This is a genomic window from Haloarcula amylovorans, from assembly GCF_004681185.1.
In the GTDB taxonomy this organism is placed as follows: Archaea; Halobacteriota; Halobacteria; order Halobacteriales; family Haloarculaceae; genus Haloarcula; species Haloarcula amylovorans.
Map to the genome: position 1 here is coordinate 167,175 of NZ_SRIF01000005.1, position 18,556 is coordinate 185,730.

The 18,556-nt window shown below is 64.2% G+C and carries 22 protein-coding genes; 9 read left to right on the plus strand and 13 right to left on the minus strand.

What is annotated here, in order from left to right; genetic code table 11:
• Positions 1-39: 39 nt before the first annotated feature.
• The 4 genes from E4S61_RS18250 to E4S61_RS18265 all read right to left on the minus strand — a co-directional run bounded on the left by E4S61_RS18250 (position 40) and on the right by E4S61_RS18265 (position 3,214).
• A complete protein-coding gene (locus E4S61_RS18250) occupies positions 40-972 on the minus strand; it encodes a hypothetical protein (RefSeq protein WP_135305373.1) in 933 nt (310 codons plus the stop codon).
• 89 nt (positions 973-1,061) lie between these two features.
• A complete protein-coding gene (locus tag E4S61_RS18255) occupies positions 1,062-1,925 on the minus strand; it encodes a hypothetical protein (protein WP_135305374.1) in 864 nt (287 codons plus the stop codon).
• A gap of 134 nt (positions 1,926-2,059) precedes the next feature.
• The gene (locus E4S61_RS18260; RefSeq protein WP_135305375.1) at positions 2,060-2,590 is read right to left on the minus strand and encodes a hypothetical protein; all 531 of its coding nucleotides are present in this window, start codon (positions 2,588-2,590) and stop codon (positions 2,060-2,062) included.
• A 15-nt stretch (positions 2,591-2,605) separates the two neighbouring features.
• The gene (locus E4S61_RS18265; protein ID WP_135305376.1) at positions 2,606-3,214 is read right to left on the minus strand and encodes a hypothetical protein; all 609 of its coding nucleotides are present in this window, start codon (positions 3,212-3,214) and stop codon (positions 2,606-2,608) included.
• A 370-nt stretch (positions 3,215-3,584) separates the two neighbouring features.
• On the opposite strand from E4S61_RS18265, the gene E4S61_RS18270 reads away from it, so the two are divergent.
• The 3 genes from E4S61_RS18270 to E4S61_RS18280 are packed head-to-tail and all read left to right on the plus strand — an operon-like array spanning position 3,585 to position 5,094.
• Complete coding sequence (locus E4S61_RS18270; protein WP_135305377.1) at positions 3,585-4,217, plus strand: DUF7344 domain-containing protein; 633 nt, start codon at positions 3,585-3,587, stop codon at positions 4,215-4,217.
• On the plus strand, positions 4,210-4,728 hold the full coding sequence (locus tag E4S61_RS18275) for a hypothetical protein (protein ID WP_135305378.1): 519 nt from the start codon (positions 4,210-4,212) through the stop codon (positions 4,726-4,728). The genes E4S61_RS18270 and E4S61_RS18275 overlap by 8 nt, the downstream gene beginning before the upstream one ends.
• 33 nt (positions 4,729-4,761) lie before the next feature.
• On the plus strand, positions 4,762-5,094 hold the full coding sequence (locus E4S61_RS18280; protein WP_135305379.1) for a thioredoxin family protein: 333 nt from the start codon (positions 4,762-4,764) through the stop codon (positions 5,092-5,094).
• Positions 5,095-5,244: 150 nt separating this feature from the next.
• Here the strand turns inward: E4S61_RS18280 and E4S61_RS18285 are convergent, their stop codons facing one another.
• Both E4S61_RS18285 and E4S61_RS18290 read right to left on the minus strand, forming a co-directional pair.
• A complete protein-coding gene (locus E4S61_RS18285; protein ID WP_135305380.1) occupies positions 5,245-5,673 on the minus strand; it encodes a universal stress protein in 429 nt (142 codons plus the stop codon).
• 24 nt (positions 5,674-5,697) lie between these two features.
• Positions 5,698-6,792: a sulfite exporter TauE/SafE family protein gene (locus tag E4S61_RS18290; protein WP_135305381.1), complete on the minus strand. Its 1,095-nt coding sequence runs from the start codon at positions 6,790-6,792 to the stop codon at positions 5,698-5,700.
• A gap of 194 nt (positions 6,793-6,986) precedes the next feature.
• Here E4S61_RS18290 and E4S61_RS18295 point away from each other — a divergent pair, with 194 nt between their 5' ends.
• The gene (locus tag E4S61_RS18295; RefSeq protein ID WP_135305382.1) at positions 6,987-7,166 is read left to right on the plus strand and encodes a hypothetical protein; all 180 of its coding nucleotides are present in this window, start codon (positions 6,987-6,989) and stop codon (positions 7,164-7,166) included.
• Between the two features lie 120 nt (positions 7,167-7,286).
• Positions 7,287-8,213: a D-2-hydroxyacid dehydrogenase gene (ddh, locus tag E4S61_RS18300; RefSeq protein ID WP_135305383.1), complete on the plus strand. Its 927-nt coding sequence runs from the start codon at positions 7,287-7,289 to the stop codon at positions 8,211-8,213.
• A gap of 6 nt (positions 8,214-8,219) precedes the next feature.
• On the opposite strand, the gene E4S61_RS18305 is transcribed toward ddh, so the two are convergent.
• Positions 8,220-8,855: a DsbA family oxidoreductase gene (locus E4S61_RS18305; protein WP_135305384.1), complete on the minus strand. Its 636-nt coding sequence runs from the start codon at positions 8,853-8,855 to the stop codon at positions 8,220-8,222.
• A 215-nt stretch (positions 8,856-9,070) separates the two neighbouring features.
• On the opposite strand from E4S61_RS18305, the gene E4S61_RS18310 reads away from it, so the two are divergent.
• Positions 9,071-9,526, plus strand: coding sequence for a ferritin-like domain-containing protein (locus tag E4S61_RS18310; RefSeq protein ID WP_135305385.1), 456 nt, complete (start codon positions 9,071-9,073; stop codon positions 9,524-9,526).
• A gap of 140 nt (positions 9,527-9,666) precedes the next feature.
• The gene (locus E4S61_RS18315) at positions 9,667-9,912 is read left to right on the plus strand and encodes a PRC-barrel domain containing protein (protein WP_135305386.1); all 246 of its coding nucleotides are present in this window, start codon (positions 9,667-9,669) and stop codon (positions 9,910-9,912) included.
• 30 nt (positions 9,913-9,942) lie between these two features.
• Here the strand turns inward: E4S61_RS18315 and thiD are convergent, their stop codons facing one another.
• Entirely contained in the window at positions 9,943-11,295 is a 1,353-nt protein-coding gene (gene thiD, locus E4S61_RS18320) for a bifunctional hydroxymethylpyrimidine kinase/phosphomethylpyrimidine kinase (protein WP_135305387.1), read from the minus strand.
• A gap of 182 nt (positions 11,296-11,477) precedes the next feature.
• On the opposite strand from thiD, the gene E4S61_RS25580 reads away from it, so the two are divergent.
• Positions 11,478-11,642 (plus strand): DUF7331 family protein, encoded by a 165-nt coding sequence (locus E4S61_RS25580; RefSeq protein WP_167768560.1) that lies wholly within the window; start codon positions 11,478-11,480, stop codon positions 11,640-11,642.
• A gap of 1 nt (position 11,643) precedes the next feature.
• Here the strand turns inward: E4S61_RS25580 and E4S61_RS18325 are convergent, their stop codons facing one another.
• Genes E4S61_RS18325 through E4S61_RS25585 form a run of 4 tightly spaced genes read right to left on the minus strand, consistent with a single transcriptional unit; the run spans position 11,644 to position 15,467 of the window.
• Positions 11,644-12,666 (minus strand): AIR synthase family protein, encoded by a 1,023-nt coding sequence (locus tag E4S61_RS18325; protein ID WP_135305388.1) that lies wholly within the window; start codon positions 12,664-12,666, stop codon positions 11,644-11,646.
• Between the two features lie 59 nt (positions 12,667-12,725).
• Positions 12,726-14,867, minus strand: a complete 2,142-nt coding sequence (locus E4S61_RS18330) for a peptidase (RefSeq protein ID WP_135305389.1) — start codon at positions 14,865-14,867, stop codon at positions 12,726-12,728.
• A gap of 40 nt (positions 14,868-14,907) precedes the next feature.
• A complete protein-coding gene (locus tag E4S61_RS18335; protein WP_135305390.1) occupies positions 14,908-15,330 on the minus strand; it encodes a low molecular weight phosphatase family protein in 423 nt (140 codons plus the stop codon).
• The gene (locus tag E4S61_RS25585) at positions 15,327-15,467 is read right to left on the minus strand and encodes a hypothetical protein (RefSeq protein WP_167768561.1); all 141 of its coding nucleotides are present in this window, start codon (positions 15,465-15,467) and stop codon (positions 15,327-15,329) included. The genes E4S61_RS18335 and E4S61_RS25585 overlap by 4 nt, the downstream gene beginning before the upstream one ends.
• A gap of 167 nt (positions 15,468-15,634) precedes the next feature.
• Here E4S61_RS25585 and mutS point away from each other — a divergent pair, with 167 nt between their 5' ends.
• Entirely contained in the window at positions 15,635-18,331 is a 2,697-nt protein-coding gene (gene mutS, locus E4S61_RS18340) for a DNA mismatch repair protein MutS (protein WP_135305391.1), read from the plus strand.
• Between the two features lie 137 nt (positions 18,332-18,468).
• Here the strand turns inward: mutS and E4S61_RS18345 are convergent.
• A partial coding sequence (locus E4S61_RS18345; RefSeq protein ID WP_167768563.1) for an integrase core domain-containing protein occupies positions 18,469-18,556 on the minus strand: 88 nt, incomplete at its 5' end.

Consider the following 18,556-nt stretch of genomic DNA (forward strand, 5'->3'; position numbering starts at 1 on the left):
ATCATAAAATAGTTGGTGAAGTAACAGTACCTACTCGAATTACAGTTGCGGCGAAGCGGTAAACAGCACGCGGTCGAGCGTCACCGTCGCGTATGTTCCGATGAATCCCAGCGCGTAGCCCAGCAGATGAACGTAGAGGTTCACGACGCTGTCCACGATGATGGGGTCGACCGGAAACGTGGCGACCGGCACCGCGAGGAACAACACCGCCGAAACGACGGCCAGTTCGAAGTAGCCGGTCCGAGCGGCGGCGTCGGTGAGGGTTGCGCGACTGGGCCACCATTCGCCGACACCCGAGAGCACGTACAACGCGACAGTCAACGTAAGCGCCGCCAACACGCCGAGGAGCGTCACCGACAGGAGCCACGTGACCGGGACCATCGTTCCGCGCAACGGGACGGCGACTCGGTGGGCCCGGACGGCGATAAACGTCAGGCCAGTCATCAGCGTCAGCCCGCTGAAGAAGAGCAGCGGCCCCGTCTGTCGCTCCGGCCCGATGTCGAACTGCCGGTCGAGGTACGCGGCGAGTGCCAGCGGGAGGTAGCCGTAAAACGCCATCAGCACGCCCGAGAAGCCGACGCCGACGCTCTGTCGGACGATGGCCAGGTTCAGATACGACAGCGTGAGCGGACAGGCAAGCACCAGCGAAACGAAGACGACGCGAAAGCGTCGTCGCTGCCCACTCAGTACGCTCAGGAGGTAGGCCACCGGGACGACGAGTGCGTACACCGCGAGGTTCGTCCCGAGATGGACGGGCGTCAGGTGGACGAACGGCGAGACGAGCGCCGTCGTGAGCGTCGGGTCCGTATACTCGAAAACGAACGACTCGCGGACGGCCAGCGGAAGCGACGCGACGGCGAGCAACGCCATCGGGACCGAGAGCAGTAAGCACACGTCGAGCACCGCCGTTCGGTCGTGGACCGTCCGCAAGAGGCTCTCGTCGGCCGTTTCCGTCTCCTCGCTTGTGTGCATCGCTCGGTCGTCTGCGTTCGTTTCGGTGCCTCCCTCATCTCAGTTGCGGCGGTATCGACGACTCACGCCGGACAGACCACGCGCGCCCCTCAGCCGAAGGCCCGGAACGCGGCGAGTCCGAGCAATATCGCCGCCAGCGATCCGCCGACGAGTCCCAGCGGCCCCGGACTGAACCCGCCGAGTTCGGTCGGTTCGTCGGCCGTCGGCGGCTCGTCACCCGATCCTGTGTCGTCTTCGTCGGTCGCCGCGGTGTCTGCCCGGTCCGACGCTGTCTCAGTCGTCCTGCTGTCGGCGTCTCCGCCCGGCGTCTGGCCGGGGGCCGCCGTCGGCGGTTGCGTCGTCGCTGCCAGTTCTTCCGGCTGGGATTCCGGTGTCGCCGTCGTCTCGGGCGTTTGGCGTGCCGGTTCGTTCGCTTCGACTGCGGCCTCGTTCCGGCTGTTTCCGCGGTCCCGCTGGTCCCGTTGCTCGGCGAGTTCTGCGTGAACGGTGAACGTGTCGATGTCTTCGACATCGTGGTCGCCACGCGTATCGACCAGCAAGCCGACCGTGACGCTCTCGTTCGGCTGGAGGACGACGCTGTTCTCGGCCCGTTCGAGCGAGTCCTCGGGATCGGTGCTACGGTAGAATCGCACGTCGTCGGCGTCGTCTGTCAGCCAGACTTCTGCCTGGCTATCGCCGGTGTAGGTCATCGTGAACACGCAGTCTATGGGGGTGACGGCGTCGGCATCCACGCCAGCACCGTCGATATACGGGTTGGCGTCGGTCAGCAGGAGTTCTATCTCGTCGTTCTCGTTCGGGATAGCGTAGTCGCCGTTGGGTGTGTCGGCGGGTGCCATCTCGATGTCTTCGCTCACTGTATCGGTTCCCGATGCGGTAAACGGTATTGCGCCGGTCGGGACGAGTATCGCGGCAGATGTAACGGTAGCGACGAGCAGGAGTATGGTTCTATTCACGGATGATCAGTATTAGTCAGATGTGTTGACTCCAAATGTCCCTCGTATTGTCATTGTATCACGGTGGTTGAACCCAGTTCAAAGAGACTGAGGTAGTGCCACCACCCCCCAGGTGGTGTGGACCACAACGGCTCTCAGTCGTCAGTGGCTTCAGCGACGATGGTCAGCGTCTCGTCGTACTCTCCGGTCGAAGCGCCGTGCGTATCGACATGGAGTCCGACAGCTAGACTGTCACCTACTGCGAGAGTCGCCGGGTCATTGCGGAGGACACCGTCCTTATCTACGAGTCCGATGTTGGCTAGGTCGCCATCATAGGTACTGTAGAGGTCAACTGGCTGCGTCCCCTGATTGACTACCTCTACGAGATCGTGAAACTCGTAGATAGAGTCTGGGGCGACGCCACCGGCAGCCGAATTTTCGCCGTCCCCGTCGCCGGGGATCTCAAACGTAATCGTTCGCCCGCCCGTTGAGGACCGTCCGACTGGCTCTCCTGCGACACCTTCGTTCTGGATTGGTTCCAGTCGAAGGAAGGCTCGAAAGTCATCGGCTACGCTGACGGTAATGGAACGCCGAGCGCTCACGCTGGTGAACGCGCCGGAACCAACCGTCAGTGCTCCGGCCCCTGTGGCGATGCCGAATCCGGCCAGAAAGCTACGCCTCTTCATGACTACTCAGTAGCGTTAGTCCCGGTTCCCGTTGACGCGCTCGGCGATAATCGTCACCGTGTACGTCGTTTCCCCGTCGATAGCGCCGGGATCGGTGACGTACACACCGATGTTTTCGAGCGTCTCGCCAACGCCAAGCGTGTGGTCCCAGTTGGGGTCTTCAGGGTAGTTTCGAACGGCGAATCCGCCGCCGTTATCGTCCTGCGTTCCTTGCACGTCTTCCGCGTAGATCCCGAGCGGCTCCGGTTCCGTACTCAGGTCAACCCCGATGTTGACCTCTTGAGTCCCGTTGTTCGTGACGTCAAGGAGGTTGTCGAAGATGGTCGTTGCGTCGTCGTTCACACCGCTCCCTCCAGTCTCACCTTCTCCTGCTGATTCGTTAGTATTAGTGAAATCGAGGCTGACCGTATTGTCTCCCTCGATGTTCACGTACTCTTCAGCGTTCGGCGTGACGCCACCGTCTTCCTCGGCTTTCGTGAACTGGAGGAAAGCATTAGCGTCACCAGCGACATCGACTGTGATGTCACGATTCGCGCTCACACTCGTGAACGCGCCGGTACCCATTGCAGCGGCCGAGCCGGCCGCGAGCGATCCCATTCCGATCAGGAACTTGCGTCGTTGCATTGTTTGTATACCTCGGTAGCGCCCACCCCCTACGGGTCAGCGCTATCTGATGCATGTCCCCCTTCCCCCATTGTAGTAATCTCTTTGACAGGGAAGCTGTGAGTGTTTGAAGGCTGATAGGGGGCGGCTACGGTTCCGAGGATGGGAGTCAAACAGTGTTTTCGACCCCATATCGCGCTGCTATCTACGTGGATATCGGTGTTTACAGTCAACTGAAAGCAAGTTGTCCGACGTCGTAACCACGTGCGATTCAACCAGTATCATGATAGCTATTCAATGGTTTTATGGTACATGTGGTCTTTTCTACAAATGCACACAGTCGAAGCCGCTTGCAGTCGATCACGGTTACTCCCAGGGGTGGGAGGTTAGCATGAGTAAGGCACACGCAGGATCCAGCAGGGCTGAGTCCCTACAGACGACAGAGGAACAGCAATCAGACGACCAGCCGGAGCCGGAACGCGAAACGGACCTCTCGCGCGACGACGCGTTCGAGATGCTGAGCAACCGTCGGCGGCGCTACACGTTACACTATCTACAGGACGAACAGACCGACGTGACGCTGTCGGACCTCGCAGAACAGGTCGCCGCGTGGGAGAACAACAGCACCGTCCAGGAGATCTCCGCGAGCGAGCGCAAGACGGTCTACACCTCGCTCCAGCAGTTCCACCTCCCGAAGATGGACGAGACCGGCATCGTCGACTTCGACAGTCGTGCCGGCGAAGTCACGCTCACGGACGCCGCCGCCGAGTTGGACATCTATCTGGAAGTGGTCGACCGATACGATATCCCGTGGAGTTCGTACTATCTGGGATTCACCCTCTTCGGAACGGCGCTGGTCTCGCTCTCCTGGCTGGAACTCGGACCGTTCGCCGCGGTACCGTTCGTCGGATGGACCGTCTTCTTGCTCGGGGTGTTTCTCGTCTCGTCCGTCTCGCACTTCCTGCTCTCCCGGCGGATGCGACTCGGCGTCGACGAGCAACCGCCCGAGGTAAACGATGCGTAGACGCGTCGCCCTCGCAGTCGTCGCGGTCGCGGCGCTCGCCTTCGCCGTCGGGAGCGGCGGGTTCAGTTCGGTGACGGCCGACCGGACGACGAGTGTCCACGTCGTCGGCGACGAGGACGCCTACATGGCGCTCGAGTATCCCGACGAACCAGTCACGTTGTCGGGCGGCGAGCAGTACGACGACGCCTTCGTCACTGTCCGCAATCAGTTCACCGAGACGGTCAATTTCACCGTCGAGTACGACGTTTCGACCAGCGAGGGACTTCGTGCATCCCCGGCCAGGGACACCGTCTCGAACCCGTCGGTCGGCGTCGGTAAGAAACGCGACGTCTCTGTGCAGTTCGAGTGCCAGTCGAGCGGCGACCACGAGGCCACCGTCACCTTCAGCGCACAGGCTGACGGTTCAGACGTCTCCGCCGAGACGACCGAACCACGAACGGTCGAGTACGACATCGGTTGTTCGTCGGCCACCGACACAGCGACGACAGAGCAAACGACCGCTGGGGCCTGAAACACTTACCCCGATGCGGGCCCTATCTCGGCTATGGCTGCTGCCGACCACGACCGGCCCGTCACGGTTCGGACGCGCACGGAACTCGACGACGTGTTAGCGGACCACGACCGCGTGCTGGTGATGGTCCGAACCGCTGGCTGTGCCATCTGCCAGTCGATGGAACCGATTCTCGACAACGTCGCCCGAGCGACCGACGCGGTCGTCGTCGTCTTCAATCCGAAGGAGGATTTAGACGCCGTCGAAGCCTTCGACGTCCGGAGCGTCCCGACGTTCCTGCTGTTCGTCGACGGGGAACTGAGAGACCGCCGCGCCGACGGGTTCGTCCCCACGGCGGAGCTCGTGGCGTTCGTCGAATCGGGCTGAGAGGAAATTCCCGTTCGCGGGTCTCGATACTGCTCGTGACGTGCGCCGCTACGCTTTGCCGAAGGGTGTCTTCGTTCTCGCCCCTCGCTGCTCACGGCTTCCTCTGGTCACCGTTCGCTCTCCGAGGTTCTTCGCTAGCTCAGAACTGCGTTACACTCGAACCGTCGTAACGGGAACCGGCGAGCGACGGACGACCTTCTCGGCGACACTACCGATGAGGTAGTGATCGAGCCCGGTGCGGCCGTGGGTTCCCATGACGACGAGGTCTATCCCTTCGTCTTCGACGTACTCCAGAATCTCCGTCCGAGGGACGCCCTCTCTGACGACCGTCTCCACCGCGATGGCGTCGGGAAGTTCGGCGACGGTGTCTTCTACGGCCTCCGTCGCGCGCTCCGATTCGGCTTCCGTCCACGCCTCCGAGGAGAGGCCGCTGGTGGGGCTCTCGAAGCGGTTGCGTGTGTCGAGGACGGAGAGGACGTGAACGGTGGCGTCGAACGACTGGGCGAAGTTCCCGGCATGTTCGGCGGCTGCGGCGATCCCGTCGCTGCCGTCGGTCGGGAGCAAGATATGGTCGTACATGTCCCGACGGTGAACGCCCGGACGTTAGAATGCACCGCCGGCCATCAGGAACAGCGCCACGGCGATGATGCCGAACAGCCCGCCGACGCCCTTCTTGATGATTTCCGTGTCCAGCGCCGCCGAGACGTAGGGGGCGATCTGACCGCCCGTGGCGGCCGCAGGCGCAGTCCAGATGACCATGTTCCAGTGGGTCGAAGCGAGGTTGATACTGTGCCCGCCTGGGACTAGTCCACCGCCGAAGACGTGAACCAGCGACGCGAGAATGGCCGTCGTGGCGACGATGATGTGGTTGGTTCCGATGGCGACACGGACCGGAACGTTCGTCCGGAGCATCGAGATGATACCGAGTTCGCCGATACCGAATCCGGCCAGCCCTTGGAAGATGCCGCCGATGCTGTAGTTGACGAACCGTTCGAGGTAGCCGCCGTGGGAGTAGCCGTAGTCGTTGCCGTCGCGGTCGACACGCGTGACGGCTCCCGAGTCGTCTTTCTCGACGCCGGCCGGACCGAGTTTGTCGTCGTCGTCCGGCAGTCTGTCGTCGGTCCCGCCGTCGGCCGAAACGCCTGCCTCGTCACCACTGGCGTCGGGTTCTTCGTGGTCGAGATTGGCCTTGAACAGCAGATAGGATGCCGCTAAGAGTGCGATACCGAGCAGTGCGTGGAACACCGGTGCGGGGATGATAAAGGAGAGCAACGCCCCGGCAATGACGAACGGAATCGCGCCGCCGACGAGAGAGAGCGCTAGTCGGCGGTCGACCAGCCCGTACTGGATGAACGCGAGCGACGAACTCGACAGGCCAAAGGACTCGCTGATGAGGCCGATCTTCACGAGCTGTTCGGGTTCCAACTCGAAGGCGAACAGCGGGAAGATAAAGATGAGGAACGGCACGAACAGCGCCGACCCGCTGATGCCGACGGTGTTGACGATGGTCGCGCCGACGATGAACGCGAGGAACAGCCACCAGTACTCCAGCCAGTAGCTGGTTCCGGGGTCAGCGGGCGACGTGGGCGCGAAGAAGTAGACGCCCACCACGAACGCCAGCGGCGCGAGGAACACGAAGACGTGCTGGTACTTCAGAAACGTCTTTTGGATGCTCCCGGTGGATGACGACGATGTCATTGAAGCTTGAACCCTGTTTTGGAAACTCGGGTATAAGTGCGTTATTGTCTGTTCCGTCGTTTCGACTCATCAATAGTGCAAAACTCGCAGGATGCGAGCAATACTGCAGTAGTTACGACAATTCGTACTCGCTCGCGTACGCGTTCTCAAAATCCCTAATGTTTATTGTATCGGCCGTGATATTCTATACCGTAATGAGTTTTCCCGAGGGACCAATCGAGACAGAGCAGGACGACAGTCACGACGCAGTCGATCCTGCCCCGACGGACGGGTTCGTCGCGGGGGTCACTCGGGCGATTCGGAAGCACGTAGCGACGTGGCCGGGCCGCTACGTCGAGATGCGCGTCGAAGCCCGTTCCCCGCGTCAGAAGTAGCACCGCGTTCAGCAGACGGTTTCTTCGAGTAAATCCCGACGAGCGGCCGCTCTCCCGACGTGGCGGCGTGCTCGGCTCGCTTGGCGAAACGACTAACCGCCGGAGCGTCGCCTAGCCAGTATGGACATCGACCGAATCGCCGTCCACGAGTCGGTCGCCGAGGCCTGTCCGACCGACTCGCTCGCCCAGTCGCTGTCGGCTTGCTTGGTGCCCGTCGAGACGACGACCGACGGCGAATCCTATAGCGATGGCGACTGCGTGGTGACGTTCTCGCCCCGCGAAGCGTTTCTCGACGCGGCGTGGGTCCACGGCGTCCGGGCGGGCTACGACGAGTTCGACATGGCCGCCTACGAGGAACATGGCACCGTCCTCACGAACAGCACCGGTATCCACGGCGATACGGTCCCGGAGACGGTCGTGGGCTACCTCACGGCATTTGCGCGCCGCCTCCACGTCTATCGAGACAGACAGCGAGACCACGAGTGGAAGCACGAACCCTACGACGCGCCGTTTACGCTCTCCGGCGAGCGCATCTGCGTCGTCGGTCTCGGCACCATCGGCCGCGGAATCGTAGACCGGGCCGCTGCGCTTGGCATGGACGTCGTCGGCGTCCGTCGGTCGGGCGACCCGGTTCCCGGCGTCGAGCAGGTGTACGAACCCGCCGATCTCCGAACTGCCGTCGCCGACGCCCGGTTCGTCGTCCTCGCCGTCCCGCTGACCGACGACACCGAGGGACTAATCGACGCCGCCGTCCTCGACGCGATGCCGGCGGACAGCTACCTCGTCAACGTCGCTCGCGGTGATGTAGTCGTCGAGGATGCTCTGCTGACGGCGCTCGAAGAAGAAACTATCGCCGGCGCGGCTCTCGACGCCTACTGGGAGGAACCGCTCCCGGCGGACCATCCGCTTTGGGGCTCCGAGAACACCCTCATGACGCCGCACTGTGCCGCCTTCACGAACCGCTATCACGAGGACGTGGCAGCGCTCGTCCGCGAGAACGTCGAGCGGGCGAGCCGCGGCGACGAGCTGCGAAACCGCGTCGTCTGAGCCGACTCAGGTGCCTTCGACCAGTCGTCGGAGCTGTTCGGGTGGCACTGCACCGCGTGCAGCGTGGCCGTCGTAAGCGAACGTCGGAACCCCGGTGACGCCCTGTTGCCGGGCCGCCGCGAACCGCTCGTGGATATCTTCGCGCAGCGAATCGTCGTCGAGTGCCGAGCGGACCACATCGGCGTCGACGCCGGCCTCGGTCGCGAGTTCGACCAGGACGTCCGCGTCACCGATGTCGCGGCCCTCCTGCCAGAGCGCCTCGAAGACCGATTTGTCGAATGCTAGCCACGTTTCGTAGGCCTCGCGTTCTTTCAGCGCGTAGGAGACGACCTGCGCGGGCAGTGAATCGATATCGGTGGCGATGTCGAGGTCCATCTCCACGTCGTACTGCTCTTGAAGACGTCGGACACCCTGTTTGGCCTCTTCGTAGTACTCCTCGTCTTTCCCGTCGTCCACGGAGTGGTCGATGCTCCCGTCGGGGTTGCGCTTCTGACTCCGCAGGTCGTAGGGATGCCAGTCGACCTCGAGTGCGGTCTCTCGCTGCGCCTGATACTGCCGGAGCGACTCGCGGCCGAGGTAGCAGAACGGACAGACGTAATCGGAGTACACTGTGATGCGTTCGTCGGTCGATGTCTCGCTCATGCCCCAAGTCTATCGGCCGGTCCCTAAAGAGAGGGGTCCGGTCGTGTTCGACCCGCGCACATCCTCAGAGCACGAGTGCACCTTACCGACCGTTCTCGGATGCACGTTTCCACGGACGACGGGAAGCCCAACACCACCGCTCTCTCTTGGTAGGCGACTCGTTCCCGAATGCAACGACCGGGCTTGTTTAAGTCTCGGTCGTCAAAGAGGACTGTATGGCAGACGATAGCGTCATCGACCTGCTGCGACAGGCCTACGGCGACGAGATGGAGACGGTCATGAACTACCAGACCAACGCCATCGCTCTTGATGGCGTCCGCGCCGAAGAGATAAAGGAGAGCCTCCGAGAGGACATCCAGGAGGAACTCGGCCACGCAGAACAGCTCGGCCAGCGGCTCAAGCAACTCGACGCCCAGTTGCCAGGGTCCTCGGAGTTCGTCGCCCGACAGGACTCGCTGCAACCCCCGGAGAACACGACCGACGTGTTGGCGGTCATCGAGGGCGTCCTCGACGCCGAGAACGACGCCATCCAGACGTACCGCGACCTCGTAGACGCCGCCGAGGAGGCCGACGATCCGGTGACGGAGGACCTCGCGGTCACCCTCCTCGCCGACGAGGAGGCCCACCGCGCGGAGTTCCGCGGCTTCCGTAAAGAGTACCGCAACGACTGAGCCTGATACTACAGTTTTCGATCGACGTTTCTCGCCGCCCCGTAACATCGTCTTATCGTGTGGTAGGGTCGTCTCGTCGCTGCGCCATCCGCAGTTGCGCCAGTATAACAATGCCGCTCGTCTGGGCATGTATCACTGCAATGGCACGAACGAACCTCTCGGAGGAAGACGAAGGCAAGCGAGTCGTGAACAACAGCGGCGACGAGGTCGGCGTCATCTCGGGGTATCGAGGCGGGCACGCCTACGTCGACCCGGACCCCGGAATCACGGACAAGATCATGTCGACACTCGGCTGGGAGAACGTCGACGAAGACGACTACAAATTGGATTCCTCGCAGATAGCGAGCATCGACGACGACGAGGTTCGACTCAAGTCGAACATGTAGCGACCCCGCCGCAGCGGGTCTCACTCCTTTTCAGCCTTCGATGGCGTCGAGCAGCCGCTCGACCCTATCGAGGAGTCCGTCGACGGTGGGCGAGAGGACGGTAAGTTCGTCGGCACCGCTCTCGCCGCGAGCGACGACAGCGATGGGTGACTCCTCGCTCGTCTCGAAGGCCCGGTCGACGCCCCTCGACACCCTCTCGGCTGCCGAAACGTCCCCCAGACGGTCCGCGGAGTCGACCGTCACGACTGTCCCGTCAAGGGCCGAGAGGGCCGATTCGACGCGCTCGCTCGCTCGGCAGGTGACCGCGAACCGGAGTTCGGGGTCGTGTTCGCGGGCGGCCAACAGGCACGCTGCGAGGTCCGCTACCGCGCCGAAGCGAACGCAAGGGCCTCGGCGGTCGTCGCTCGCTGTCGGCCCCAGAACGCCCTCGACGGCGGCTACTTCGACGGGTGTCTCGGCGTAGGGTGTCGCACCAGCGACAGCCGCCCCACTCTCCGAAAGCAGCGGCGTCACGTCGCGCTCTGTGAGCGCCGAGACGACGCCCTCTACGGCCTCGCTCGTCTCCTGGCGGGCGGCCTCGTCGCGTATTTCGACCATGTGGTGGACTGCCCCCGGCCCCTCGCCCACGTCGAGGTTGTACCGCACGGCCCGCGATAACAGACTGACGCCGCTGCCGACGGCCGCTGTGAGGTCGTCGCCGTGGGCCAGTCGCGTGGCGATGGCCGACGAGAGGGTACATCCGGAGCCGTGGGTCGCCTCGGTCTCGACTCGGTCGTGCCGGAACGTCGTCACCGAGTCAGCGGTGACGAGCGTGTCGACGATCTCGTCGCCGGGAACGTGTCCGCCCTTGACGAGCGCGGCGTCGGCCCCCATCTCGACGATGTCTCGACCCGCCGCTTCGGCATCCTCGGGACTCGTAATCTCGCGGTCGGTCAGCACCTCGGCCTCGTCGGCGTTGGGCGTGACGAGCGCAGCCTCGGCGAGTAGTCGCTCGTAGGCGGCCTCGGCCTCCGGTTCGAGCAGTCGGTCCCCCGACGTGGCGACCATCACCGGGTCGACGACGAGGTTCGAGAGGTCAGCAGCCGCATCGACGACGAGGTCGATGACCGAACTCGCCGCGAGCATCCCCGTCTTGACGGCAGCCACCTCGAAGTCCTCGCGGACGGCCCGAATCTGGGCCTCGATCTCCTCGGTCGGCAGGAGGTGCTGGCCCTGCACGCCGGTCGTATTCTGTGCCGTGACGCTCGTGACGGCGCTCGTCCCGAACGCGCCACCGGCCTCGATGGTCTTCAGATCGGCCTGAATCCCGGCCCCGCCGCCTGAGTCGCTTCCTGCGATGGTGAGCACGACTGGCGGCGTGACCGGTGCGTCCGCTCGTGGCATGTTCGAGCGGTCGGCCGGTGGCCTCAAAGCGATGCTGGTCTCGGCGGCTATCGCTCGACGGAAAGCGAAGACGGGCCGAACAAACCGGCAATCGAGGCGCTATCCTAGTATGCTAATAATACTCTTAAGCATTCCTGGGAAACGCTTATGTGTTCGAACCTATTGAAAACCGGTGTACGACAATGGAACCGGCACCGAACGATTCCGACGAGACGAACGAGCAGTACGGTACCTTCACGACCGGCGGCGGCGACACCGTCGTCTACGACACGGAGAACCCAGAGGCGTGGCTTCAATCCAGTTATGCCGTCGAAGTAGGCCCCTCGTCGGAACGAACAAGCGCGTAACTCACTCCTGTAGTTTTCCCACGTACTCCTCGAAAGTCCCCCAGAAGGGGTCGACACCGGGGTGGTCCGTGGGTTCGCCGTCGACGACCAATCCGCTCTCTTCAGTGACGACGCCCGCGTCGGCTGCGGGGATCCCCTCCGATTCGAGAGCGGCCAGTACGTCCTCGACACCGTCGGGGTCGACAGCCGCGAGCAGCGTCCCCTCGCTGATGGATATCCACGGGTCGATGCCGAAGAAGTCACAGGCCTCGCGGACGCCCGGTTGCATCGGCACCCGCTCGGTCTCTAACTCGATGCCGACGCCCGCGGCGCGGGCCATCTCGTAGAGGCCGCCGTAGATGCCACACTCCGTGGCGTCGTGCATCGCGTTCACCGGGCCAGCCGCGGCAGCCGTCAGCGCGTCTCTGACGGGACTCATGTCGTAGAACCGGTCGGTCGCGTCGTCGATGGCCTCGGCGTCCATCGCTCCGTCCATGAGCGACTCGAACTGGATAGAGAGCAGGCCGGTCGCCTCGATGGCCGGTCCCTTCGTTATCACGACGCGGTCGCCGACCTGCGCGCCGTCGGGTCGCACCAGGTCGTCGAACGACCCGACCGAGACGCTCGTCCCGCCGCCGACCATCGGGTAGTTACACCCGGCGTAGCGGCCGGTGTGGCCGGTGACGACGGAGACGCCCAACTCACGGGCCTCCGCGTCGAACGTCTCCCAGACGGTTCGGAACTCCTCGTTCGTTATCTCGGGCGGGAGGTTGAAGTCGATCGAGAGGTGCGTCGGCGGAAGCCCCGAGACGGCGACATCGCTCAGCAGGATGTGAAAGGCGAACCACGCCGCTCGCTCGAATCCCAGCGACGGCATCAGGAACACGGGGTCGGTCGCCATCGTGACGGCCCGGTCGCCCACTTCGATAACACCAAAGTCGACGCCGTGGCGCGGTCCCAGCGTCACGTCCTCGCGGTCGGCGCCCAGGTTCGGGTAGATGTACTCGTCGAAGAACTCGCGGTCTACTTTGCCGAGGTCTGCCATACCCGTCAATACTATGCGGTGGTACTAATCGGTAACCTTCGTCGCGGCGACGCCCAGCCTCAGGATCGCCGACAGGCGGCCGCGAACGCGGCGAGGAGGGCTGCAAGCAGCGTTCCAACGACGGTGAAGCCGGGACCGTCCGCCGCCGTCGTCCCCGCCGATCGATTCGGCGTCACCGTTCCCGTCGTCGACGTCGACGTTCCACCGGTCGGCGTCTGTGTCGTCGCCGACCCGTTCGAGGGTGTGACCGTTATTCGGACCGGGTTCGCGCCGCCCGCCGAGACGACCACGCTGCCAGCCTCAGGAAGCGGGATACCGCTGGCGACTCGCGTCGTGTTCTCCGGCGGGAGCGAGACCTCCCGCGTGGCGACGGCCTGATAGTCCCGCGTGAAGACGACAGTGCCGGTTGCCGGTACGTCCGCGTCGTTTCGGACCGTCGCCGTCACGACGACCGAATCGCCCTGTGTGAGCGTCTCGGAACTGACCTGGACGTCCGTCACCCGCGTCCGGGCTGGTCGCTCGACGACGACGGTGACGTTAGTCCCGTCGATGCTGGCGGTGTAGAGACCCGGCGTCGCGAACGTGTGTGACAGCGGCACCATCTGCTCCTCGCCGGGTTCGATGCGTCCGCGTTCGGTCGTGACGGCGGTCCCGTTAATGTCGAGCGTCGCGTTGTAGGTTCCCTCGGTGCCACCGGCGTTGCTCACCAGGGCCTCGACGGTGAGCGTCTCGCCCGTCGCCAGCCGGATCGGACTCGTCTCCGTGACGTTCGTGGACCGATACGGGCCACTCACCCGATAGGCCCTCGACTCGCTAGCGTCGGGCAGTGAGTAGCTGATTCTGGCGGGTAGCTGGCCGAACACGCGAGCGTGGACGCTCGCGTTCCACATCTGCAGGTCGGCGGGCGTCTCGGTGTACGTCGCCGCCGTCGCCCGCGAGTCGTTGCCGCCGGTGCGCTCGACTGCGGTGAGCAACTCTTCCTGTGTCACCGGCTGGTTCATCCCGTTCAGCTCTCGGATCGTTCCCTGAAACGTCGCCTCGCTCGCCGTCTGGACGCGTATCTCCTCGTCGATGCGACCGGCCGCCAACGACCCCTTGACGTAGTTCGTGTTCTCCTCCCACGTGGCTGGCTCGGCCAACACCACGGAGTCGTAGACCGATCGCTCACCGTCTTCGAGGACGTCCCGAAACGCATCGAAGTCGATGCGGTCCTGTTCGAGCGAGAGGAACGCCGCGTAGTACACGGCGGTCCCTTCGGTGAGCCAGCGGGTTCGCTTGGTGGGCGTGAACGACTGTCTCGTGTGCGTATACTCGTGGAGCCAGACGTTCTCGGCCGTATCGAGCGGCTCGTCGTCCTGTACCCACATGTCCGACCCTCCCTGTTCGAGCCCGCGGACGCCCCAGTCGACGCCGTCGGTCGGCGCGGCGACGACGAACACCTCCTCGTCACGGTCACCGACCCGGAGCGAGTCCGACGCCGCGGCCAGCGAGTCGAGAATCTCCTCGGGCGACTCGGCGAGCTCCGCTCGCTCGGGGACGACGAGACGGAACGTCTGGCCGTCGGCCTCGCGCTGGAAGGTCTCTACCTCGCCGAGATAGACGAGCTGGTCACCCGCCGCGCCAGGCCCATCCGTCGTCACCGCCTGCTCAAACGTCATCTGGTCGCGGCCGGTGTAGCGCCATCGGGTTGGCGTCTGTGACCGACTGATGAGCGCCCACTCGCCTGCGTCGACGGCGACGTATCGCCCTTCCGACCCTTCGATTCCGGCTTTCTGGGCCGTCTCGTTGGGGTCGATCAGGTAGTCGATAGTCGCGGTTCGGCTATCCTCGTCCCAGACGAACGTCGTCTCGTTGACCCGGCTGAACCCGTCGGTGTCGGTCACCGTCGCGTTCCGGGGGACCGCGGTCTCCAGTGACACCACTCGGTCCGGAATCTCGTAGGTCAGTGTCACGGCCACCTCGCCGGGTTGTTCGGGCGTCAGCGCGTAGGTCTGCGTCTGGTTGATGCTGTCGTCGTCTGCGACCTGTAAGAACTGTCCACCGGCGACGGTCGGTTGACTCTGTGGTCGGGCCAGAGCCGACGTTTCAGCCGGTGTCGTCCGTCCCGTAGCGTCTGCTGTCCCCGCTGCCGGACCCACGGACGTGAGAACGAGCAGTATAGCGAAGGCGACTGCGGCCCACCCTCGCTGCGCCACGCGCATTGTCACCTCTTATCGGCCCCCGGTTCATATAACTGTCCGGTTATACTGAACGTAATCGACCTTCGAGGTCATCGAAGACGTCACCGACGTGGTCGCGGCTGTCGTCCCGTATCGATCTGACGGCTTCCATATCCTGTCCGTCGGGGTCGTCTAGCGCCCAGTCGCGCACCTCGACGTCGGCGTCGAGCGACAGCGTTGAACAGCCCATGGTAACGACGAGGTCGCAGGTTTCCAGTTCTGCAGTCGATATCTCGCTCGGGGTCCGCTCCGAGAGGTCGATATCGAGTTCCCGCATCACCTCGACGACTTCCGGGTGGACGTGGTCAGCGGGATGTGTCCCGCCGGTGAGCACTTCGACCTCGTCTTCGAGGCCGCGCTCGGCGACTTCTCGTTCCGCGAAGGCCGCGGACATCTGCGAGCGGCCGGCGTTCTGGACGCAGACGAAGGCGACGCGCATCGTCATCGGTCGCCTCCCGTGGCGACCGTGGCGGCGGGTCGTGGGCGGCTGTCCGTTCGAGCGAAGCGAGACAGGACTCGTCGCGGTAGCGGCGCGACGGCGTTCTGGACACAGACGAAGGCGACGCGAATGGTGTCGGTCATCGCTTGATCGTTTCTCGGACGACGAAATGGTGATTTCGGTCCGCTCGCGTCTATATACTGCTATCGAGTGCTATTTCCATTGCCTCGGTACTGCGGCGTCTACCCCCGAAACCGCTTGCCGCGCCGCTCCCGCAATCCTTACGCCGGGGACGGACAGAGGGTGGGCTATGACAGAGGCGACGGGCATCGTCGGGGAGTTCCTCTCGCTCAAGGAGGGGACCGACGCCGACTTGCTGGCGATGCAGTGCGGCGACTTTTACGAATTTTTCGCGGACGACGCCGAACGGGTGGCCGAGGAACTGGACCTGAAAGTCTCACAGAAGTCCTCACACGGCTCGTCGTATCCGATGGCGGGCGTTCCGGTCGACGACCTGACGCCGTACGTCTCCGCACTGGTCGAACGCGGGTATCGGGTCGCCGTCGCGGACCAACACGAGACGGCCGACGGCCACGCCCGCGAGATAACGCGGGTCGTGACGCCGGGCACACATCTGGAGAGCAGCGACGCCAGCGCGCGGTATCTCGCCGCGCTGGTCCGACAGGCATCCCGCGGCGAGGGCGACACCTACGGGCTGGCCTTCGCCGACGTGACGACGGGCCGGTTTCAGGTGACCCAACTCGACGACGCCGACCCCGCCGCGGCGCTCTCGGAGCTGTACACGTTCGCGCCAGCAGAGGTCTTACCCGGTCCCGACCTTCGGAACGACGACGACTTCCTGGTGCAACTTCGGGAGCGCTCGGACGCCGCGCTGACCTTACACGCCACGGAGTCGTTCGAACCGGGCCGCGCCCGGCACCGGGTGCGCGAGCAGTTCGGCGCGGAGACCTTAGAGAGCGTCGGCGTCGAGGGAGACGAGGCCGCCATCGCCGCCGCCGGGGCGGTCCTCTCTTACGTCGAGGAGACGGGCGTCGGGACGCTCGCGGCGGTCACGCGACTACAGGTCTACGGCGCGCGCGAACACGTCGCGCTGGACGCCACGACCCAGCGCAACCTCGAACTCACCGAGACGATGCAGGGCGACAGTTCGGGGTCGCTGTTCGACACTGTCGACCACACCGTCACCGCCGCCGGTGGACGACTGCTCCGACGGTGGCTCCAGCGACCGCGCCGAGACCGGGGAGAACTCCACCGCCGGCAATCCTCCGTCGCGGCGCTGACCCACGAAGCGATGGCCCGCGAGGCGATTCGGGAGACGCTCGGCGACGCCTACGACCTCGAACGGCTGGCGTCACGGGCCACCTCGGGAAGCGCCGATGCGAGAGACCTGCGGGCGGCACAGGAGACGCTCGCGCTCCTCCCCGAAGTGGCCGACGCCGTCGCCGAAACCGAGCGACTGGCCGACTCGCCGCTCGCCGACGCGCTCTCGGGGGCTGACCGCGAGGCCACCGCCTCGCTCGCTGCGGAACTGGACGCCGCTCTCGTTGAGGACCCGCCCGGCACCGTCACGCAGGGCGGGCTCTTCTGCCGGGGCTACGACGACGAGTTGGACGACCTCATCGACGAACACGAGGGGGCGCTCTCGTGGCTGGAGACGCTCCCCCAGCGGGAGAAAGACCGCACCGGTATCACCCACCTCTCGGTGGACCGCAACAAGACCGACGGCTACTACATTCAAGTGGGGAAGAGCGAGACCGGCGACGTGCCTGACGAGTACGAGCAGATAAAGACGCTGAAGAACTCCAAGCGCTACACCATCCCCGAACTCGACGAAAAAGAACGGGACGTCCTTCGGTTAGAGGAGCGCCGCCACGAGATGGAGTACGAGTTGTTCGAGGACCTCAGAGCGCGCGTCGCCGAGCACGCGACGCTCATGCAGGACGTGGGCCGGGCGCTCGCCGAGGTGGACGCGCTGGCCTCCTTTGCCGTCCACGCCGTCGAGAACGACTGGACCCGTCCCGACGTCACCGAAGGCGACGAACTCACCATCGAGGCCGGTCGCCATCCGGTCGTCGAACAGACCACCGAGTTCGTCCCCAACGACCTCTATCTGGACCGCGACCGGCGGTTCCTCATCGTCACTGGGCCGAACATGAGCGGGAAGTCGACCTACATGCGACAGGCGGCGCTGGTCACTCTGCTGGCCCAGACCGGCAGTTTCGTCCCTGCGAGGGCGGCGACCGTCGGCCTCGTGGACGGCATCTACACCCGCGTCGGCGCACTGGACGAACTCGCACAGGGCCGCTCGACGTTCATGGTCGAGATGCAGGAACTCTCCAATATCCTCCACTCGGCTACCGAGGACTCGCTGGTGATTCTCGACGAGGTGGGCCGCGGGACGGCGACGTTCGACGGGATCTCCATCGCGTGGGCCGCGACGGAGTACATCGTCAACACGCTCGAATCGAAGACGCTCTTTGCCACCCACTATCACGAATTGACGGCACTGGGCGATAACCTGCCGACCGTCCAGAACGTCCACGTTGCCGCCGACGAAACCGACGGTGACGTGACCTTCTTGCGGACGGTTCGAGACGGGCCGACCGACCGCTCGTACGGTGTTCACGTCGCCGATTTAGCCGGAATACCCGACCCAGTCGTTTCCCGCTCGCGGGAGGTGCTCGACCGCCTGCGCGAGGACAAGGCCATCGAGGTTAGGGGGAGCGACGCGGACGGCAGCAACGAGACCACGCAGGCCGTCTTCGATTTAGGGTCGGGGCAGTTCGCTCCCGGTGGGGAGACACAGCGAGTCGAGACCGACGGAAGTCCCGAGGCAGCCACCGCCGACGAGTCAGCCGAGGCGGTTATCGACGCCGAGACACAATCAGTCCTCGAAGAGTTACAGAGTCTCGATGTCAACGAGACGCCGCCCGTCGAACTGATGGCGAAGGTTCAACAGTGGCAAGACGAACTCGACGAAGCGTGACGCGAGTCTCGGTCGGTCACGTCGCTCTGTCGAGTGATAGTAGCCATTGCAAATCACTGCACACCCGACCGCACGGCGGCGGTGCGGCCGATGTGTAAACCGTTTCAACTGTGACTCTAGTCTGCTCTCGGCACTGTCTAGTTTAGGACCTCCTCAGCTGGAGTTCGATTGTTGAGCGATTGATGCGGTCGCTGCTGGTTATAGTAATGCATGAACTGTTCAAGC

Bases quoted from the DNA above. Each gene is read 5' to 3' on its own strand.
- E4S61_RS18250 (WP_135305373.1), bottom strand. From the start codon at position 972: ATGCACACAAGCGAGGAGACGGAAACGGCCGACGAGAGCCTCTTGCGG.
- E4S61_RS18260 (WP_135305375.1), bottom strand. From the start codon at position 2,590: ATGAAGAGGCGTAGCTTTCTGGCCGGATTCGGCATCGCCACAGGGGCC.
- E4S61_RS18265 (WP_135305376.1), bottom strand. From the start codon at position 3,214: ATGCAACGACGCAAGTTCCTGATCGGAATGGGATCGCTCGCGGCCGGC.
- E4S61_RS18270 (WP_135305377.1), top strand. From the start codon at position 3,585: ATGAGTAAGGCACACGCAGGATCCAGCAGGGCTGAGTCCCTACAGACG.
- E4S61_RS18275 (WP_135305378.1), top strand. From the start codon at position 4,210: ATGCGTAGACGCGTCGCCCTCGCAGTCGTCGCGGTCGCGGCGCTCGCC.
- E4S61_RS18280 (WP_135305379.1), top strand. From the start codon at position 4,762: ATGGCTGCTGCCGACCACGACCGGCCCGTCACGGTTCGGACGCGCACG.
- E4S61_RS18285 (WP_135305380.1), bottom strand. From the start codon at position 5,673: ATGTACGACCATATCTTGCTCCCGACCGACGGCAGCGACGGGATCGCC.
- E4S61_RS18290 (WP_135305381.1), bottom strand. From the start codon at position 6,792: ATGACATCGTCGTCATCCACCGGGAGCATCCAAAAGACGTTTCTGAAG.
- E4S61_RS18295 (WP_135305382.1), top strand. From the start codon at position 6,987: ATGAGTTTTCCCGAGGGACCAATCGAGACAGAGCAGGACGACAGTCAC.
- ddh (WP_135305383.1), top strand. From the start codon at position 7,287: ATGGACATCGACCGAATCGCCGTCCACGAGTCGGTCGCCGAGGCCTGT.
- E4S61_RS18305 (WP_135305384.1), bottom strand. From the start codon at position 8,855: ATGAGCGAGACATCGACCGACGAACGCATCACAGTGTACTCCGATTAC.
- E4S61_RS18310 (WP_135305385.1), top strand. From the start codon at position 9,071: ATGGCAGACGATAGCGTCATCGACCTGCTGCGACAGGCCTACGGCGAC.
- E4S61_RS18315 (WP_135305386.1), top strand. From the start codon at position 9,667: ATGGCACGAACGAACCTCTCGGAGGAAGACGAAGGCAAGCGAGTCGTG.
- thiD (WP_135305387.1), bottom strand. From the start codon at position 11,295: ATGCCACGAGCGGACGCACCGGTCACGCCGCCAGTCGTGCTCACCATC.
- E4S61_RS25580 (WP_167768560.1), top strand. From the start codon at position 11,478: ATGGAACCGGCACCGAACGATTCCGACGAGACGAACGAGCAGTACGGT.
- E4S61_RS18325 (WP_135305388.1), bottom strand. From the start codon at position 12,666: ATGGCAGACCTCGGCAAAGTAGACCGCGAGTTCTTCGACGAGTACATC.
- E4S61_RS18330 (WP_135305389.1), bottom strand. From the start codon at position 14,867: ATGCGCGTGGCGCAGCGAGGGTGGGCCGCAGTCGCCTTCGCTATACTG.
- E4S61_RS18335 (WP_135305390.1), bottom strand. From the start codon at position 15,330: ATGACGATGCGCGTCGCCTTCGTCTGCGTCCAGAACGCCGGCCGCTCG.
- E4S61_RS25585 (WP_167768561.1), bottom strand. From the start codon at position 15,467: ATGACCGACACCATTCGCGTCGCCTTCGTCTGTGTCCAGAACGCCGTC.
- mutS (WP_135305391.1), top strand. From the start codon at position 15,635: ATGACAGAGGCGACGGGCATCGTCGGGGAGTTCCTCTCGCTCAAGGAG.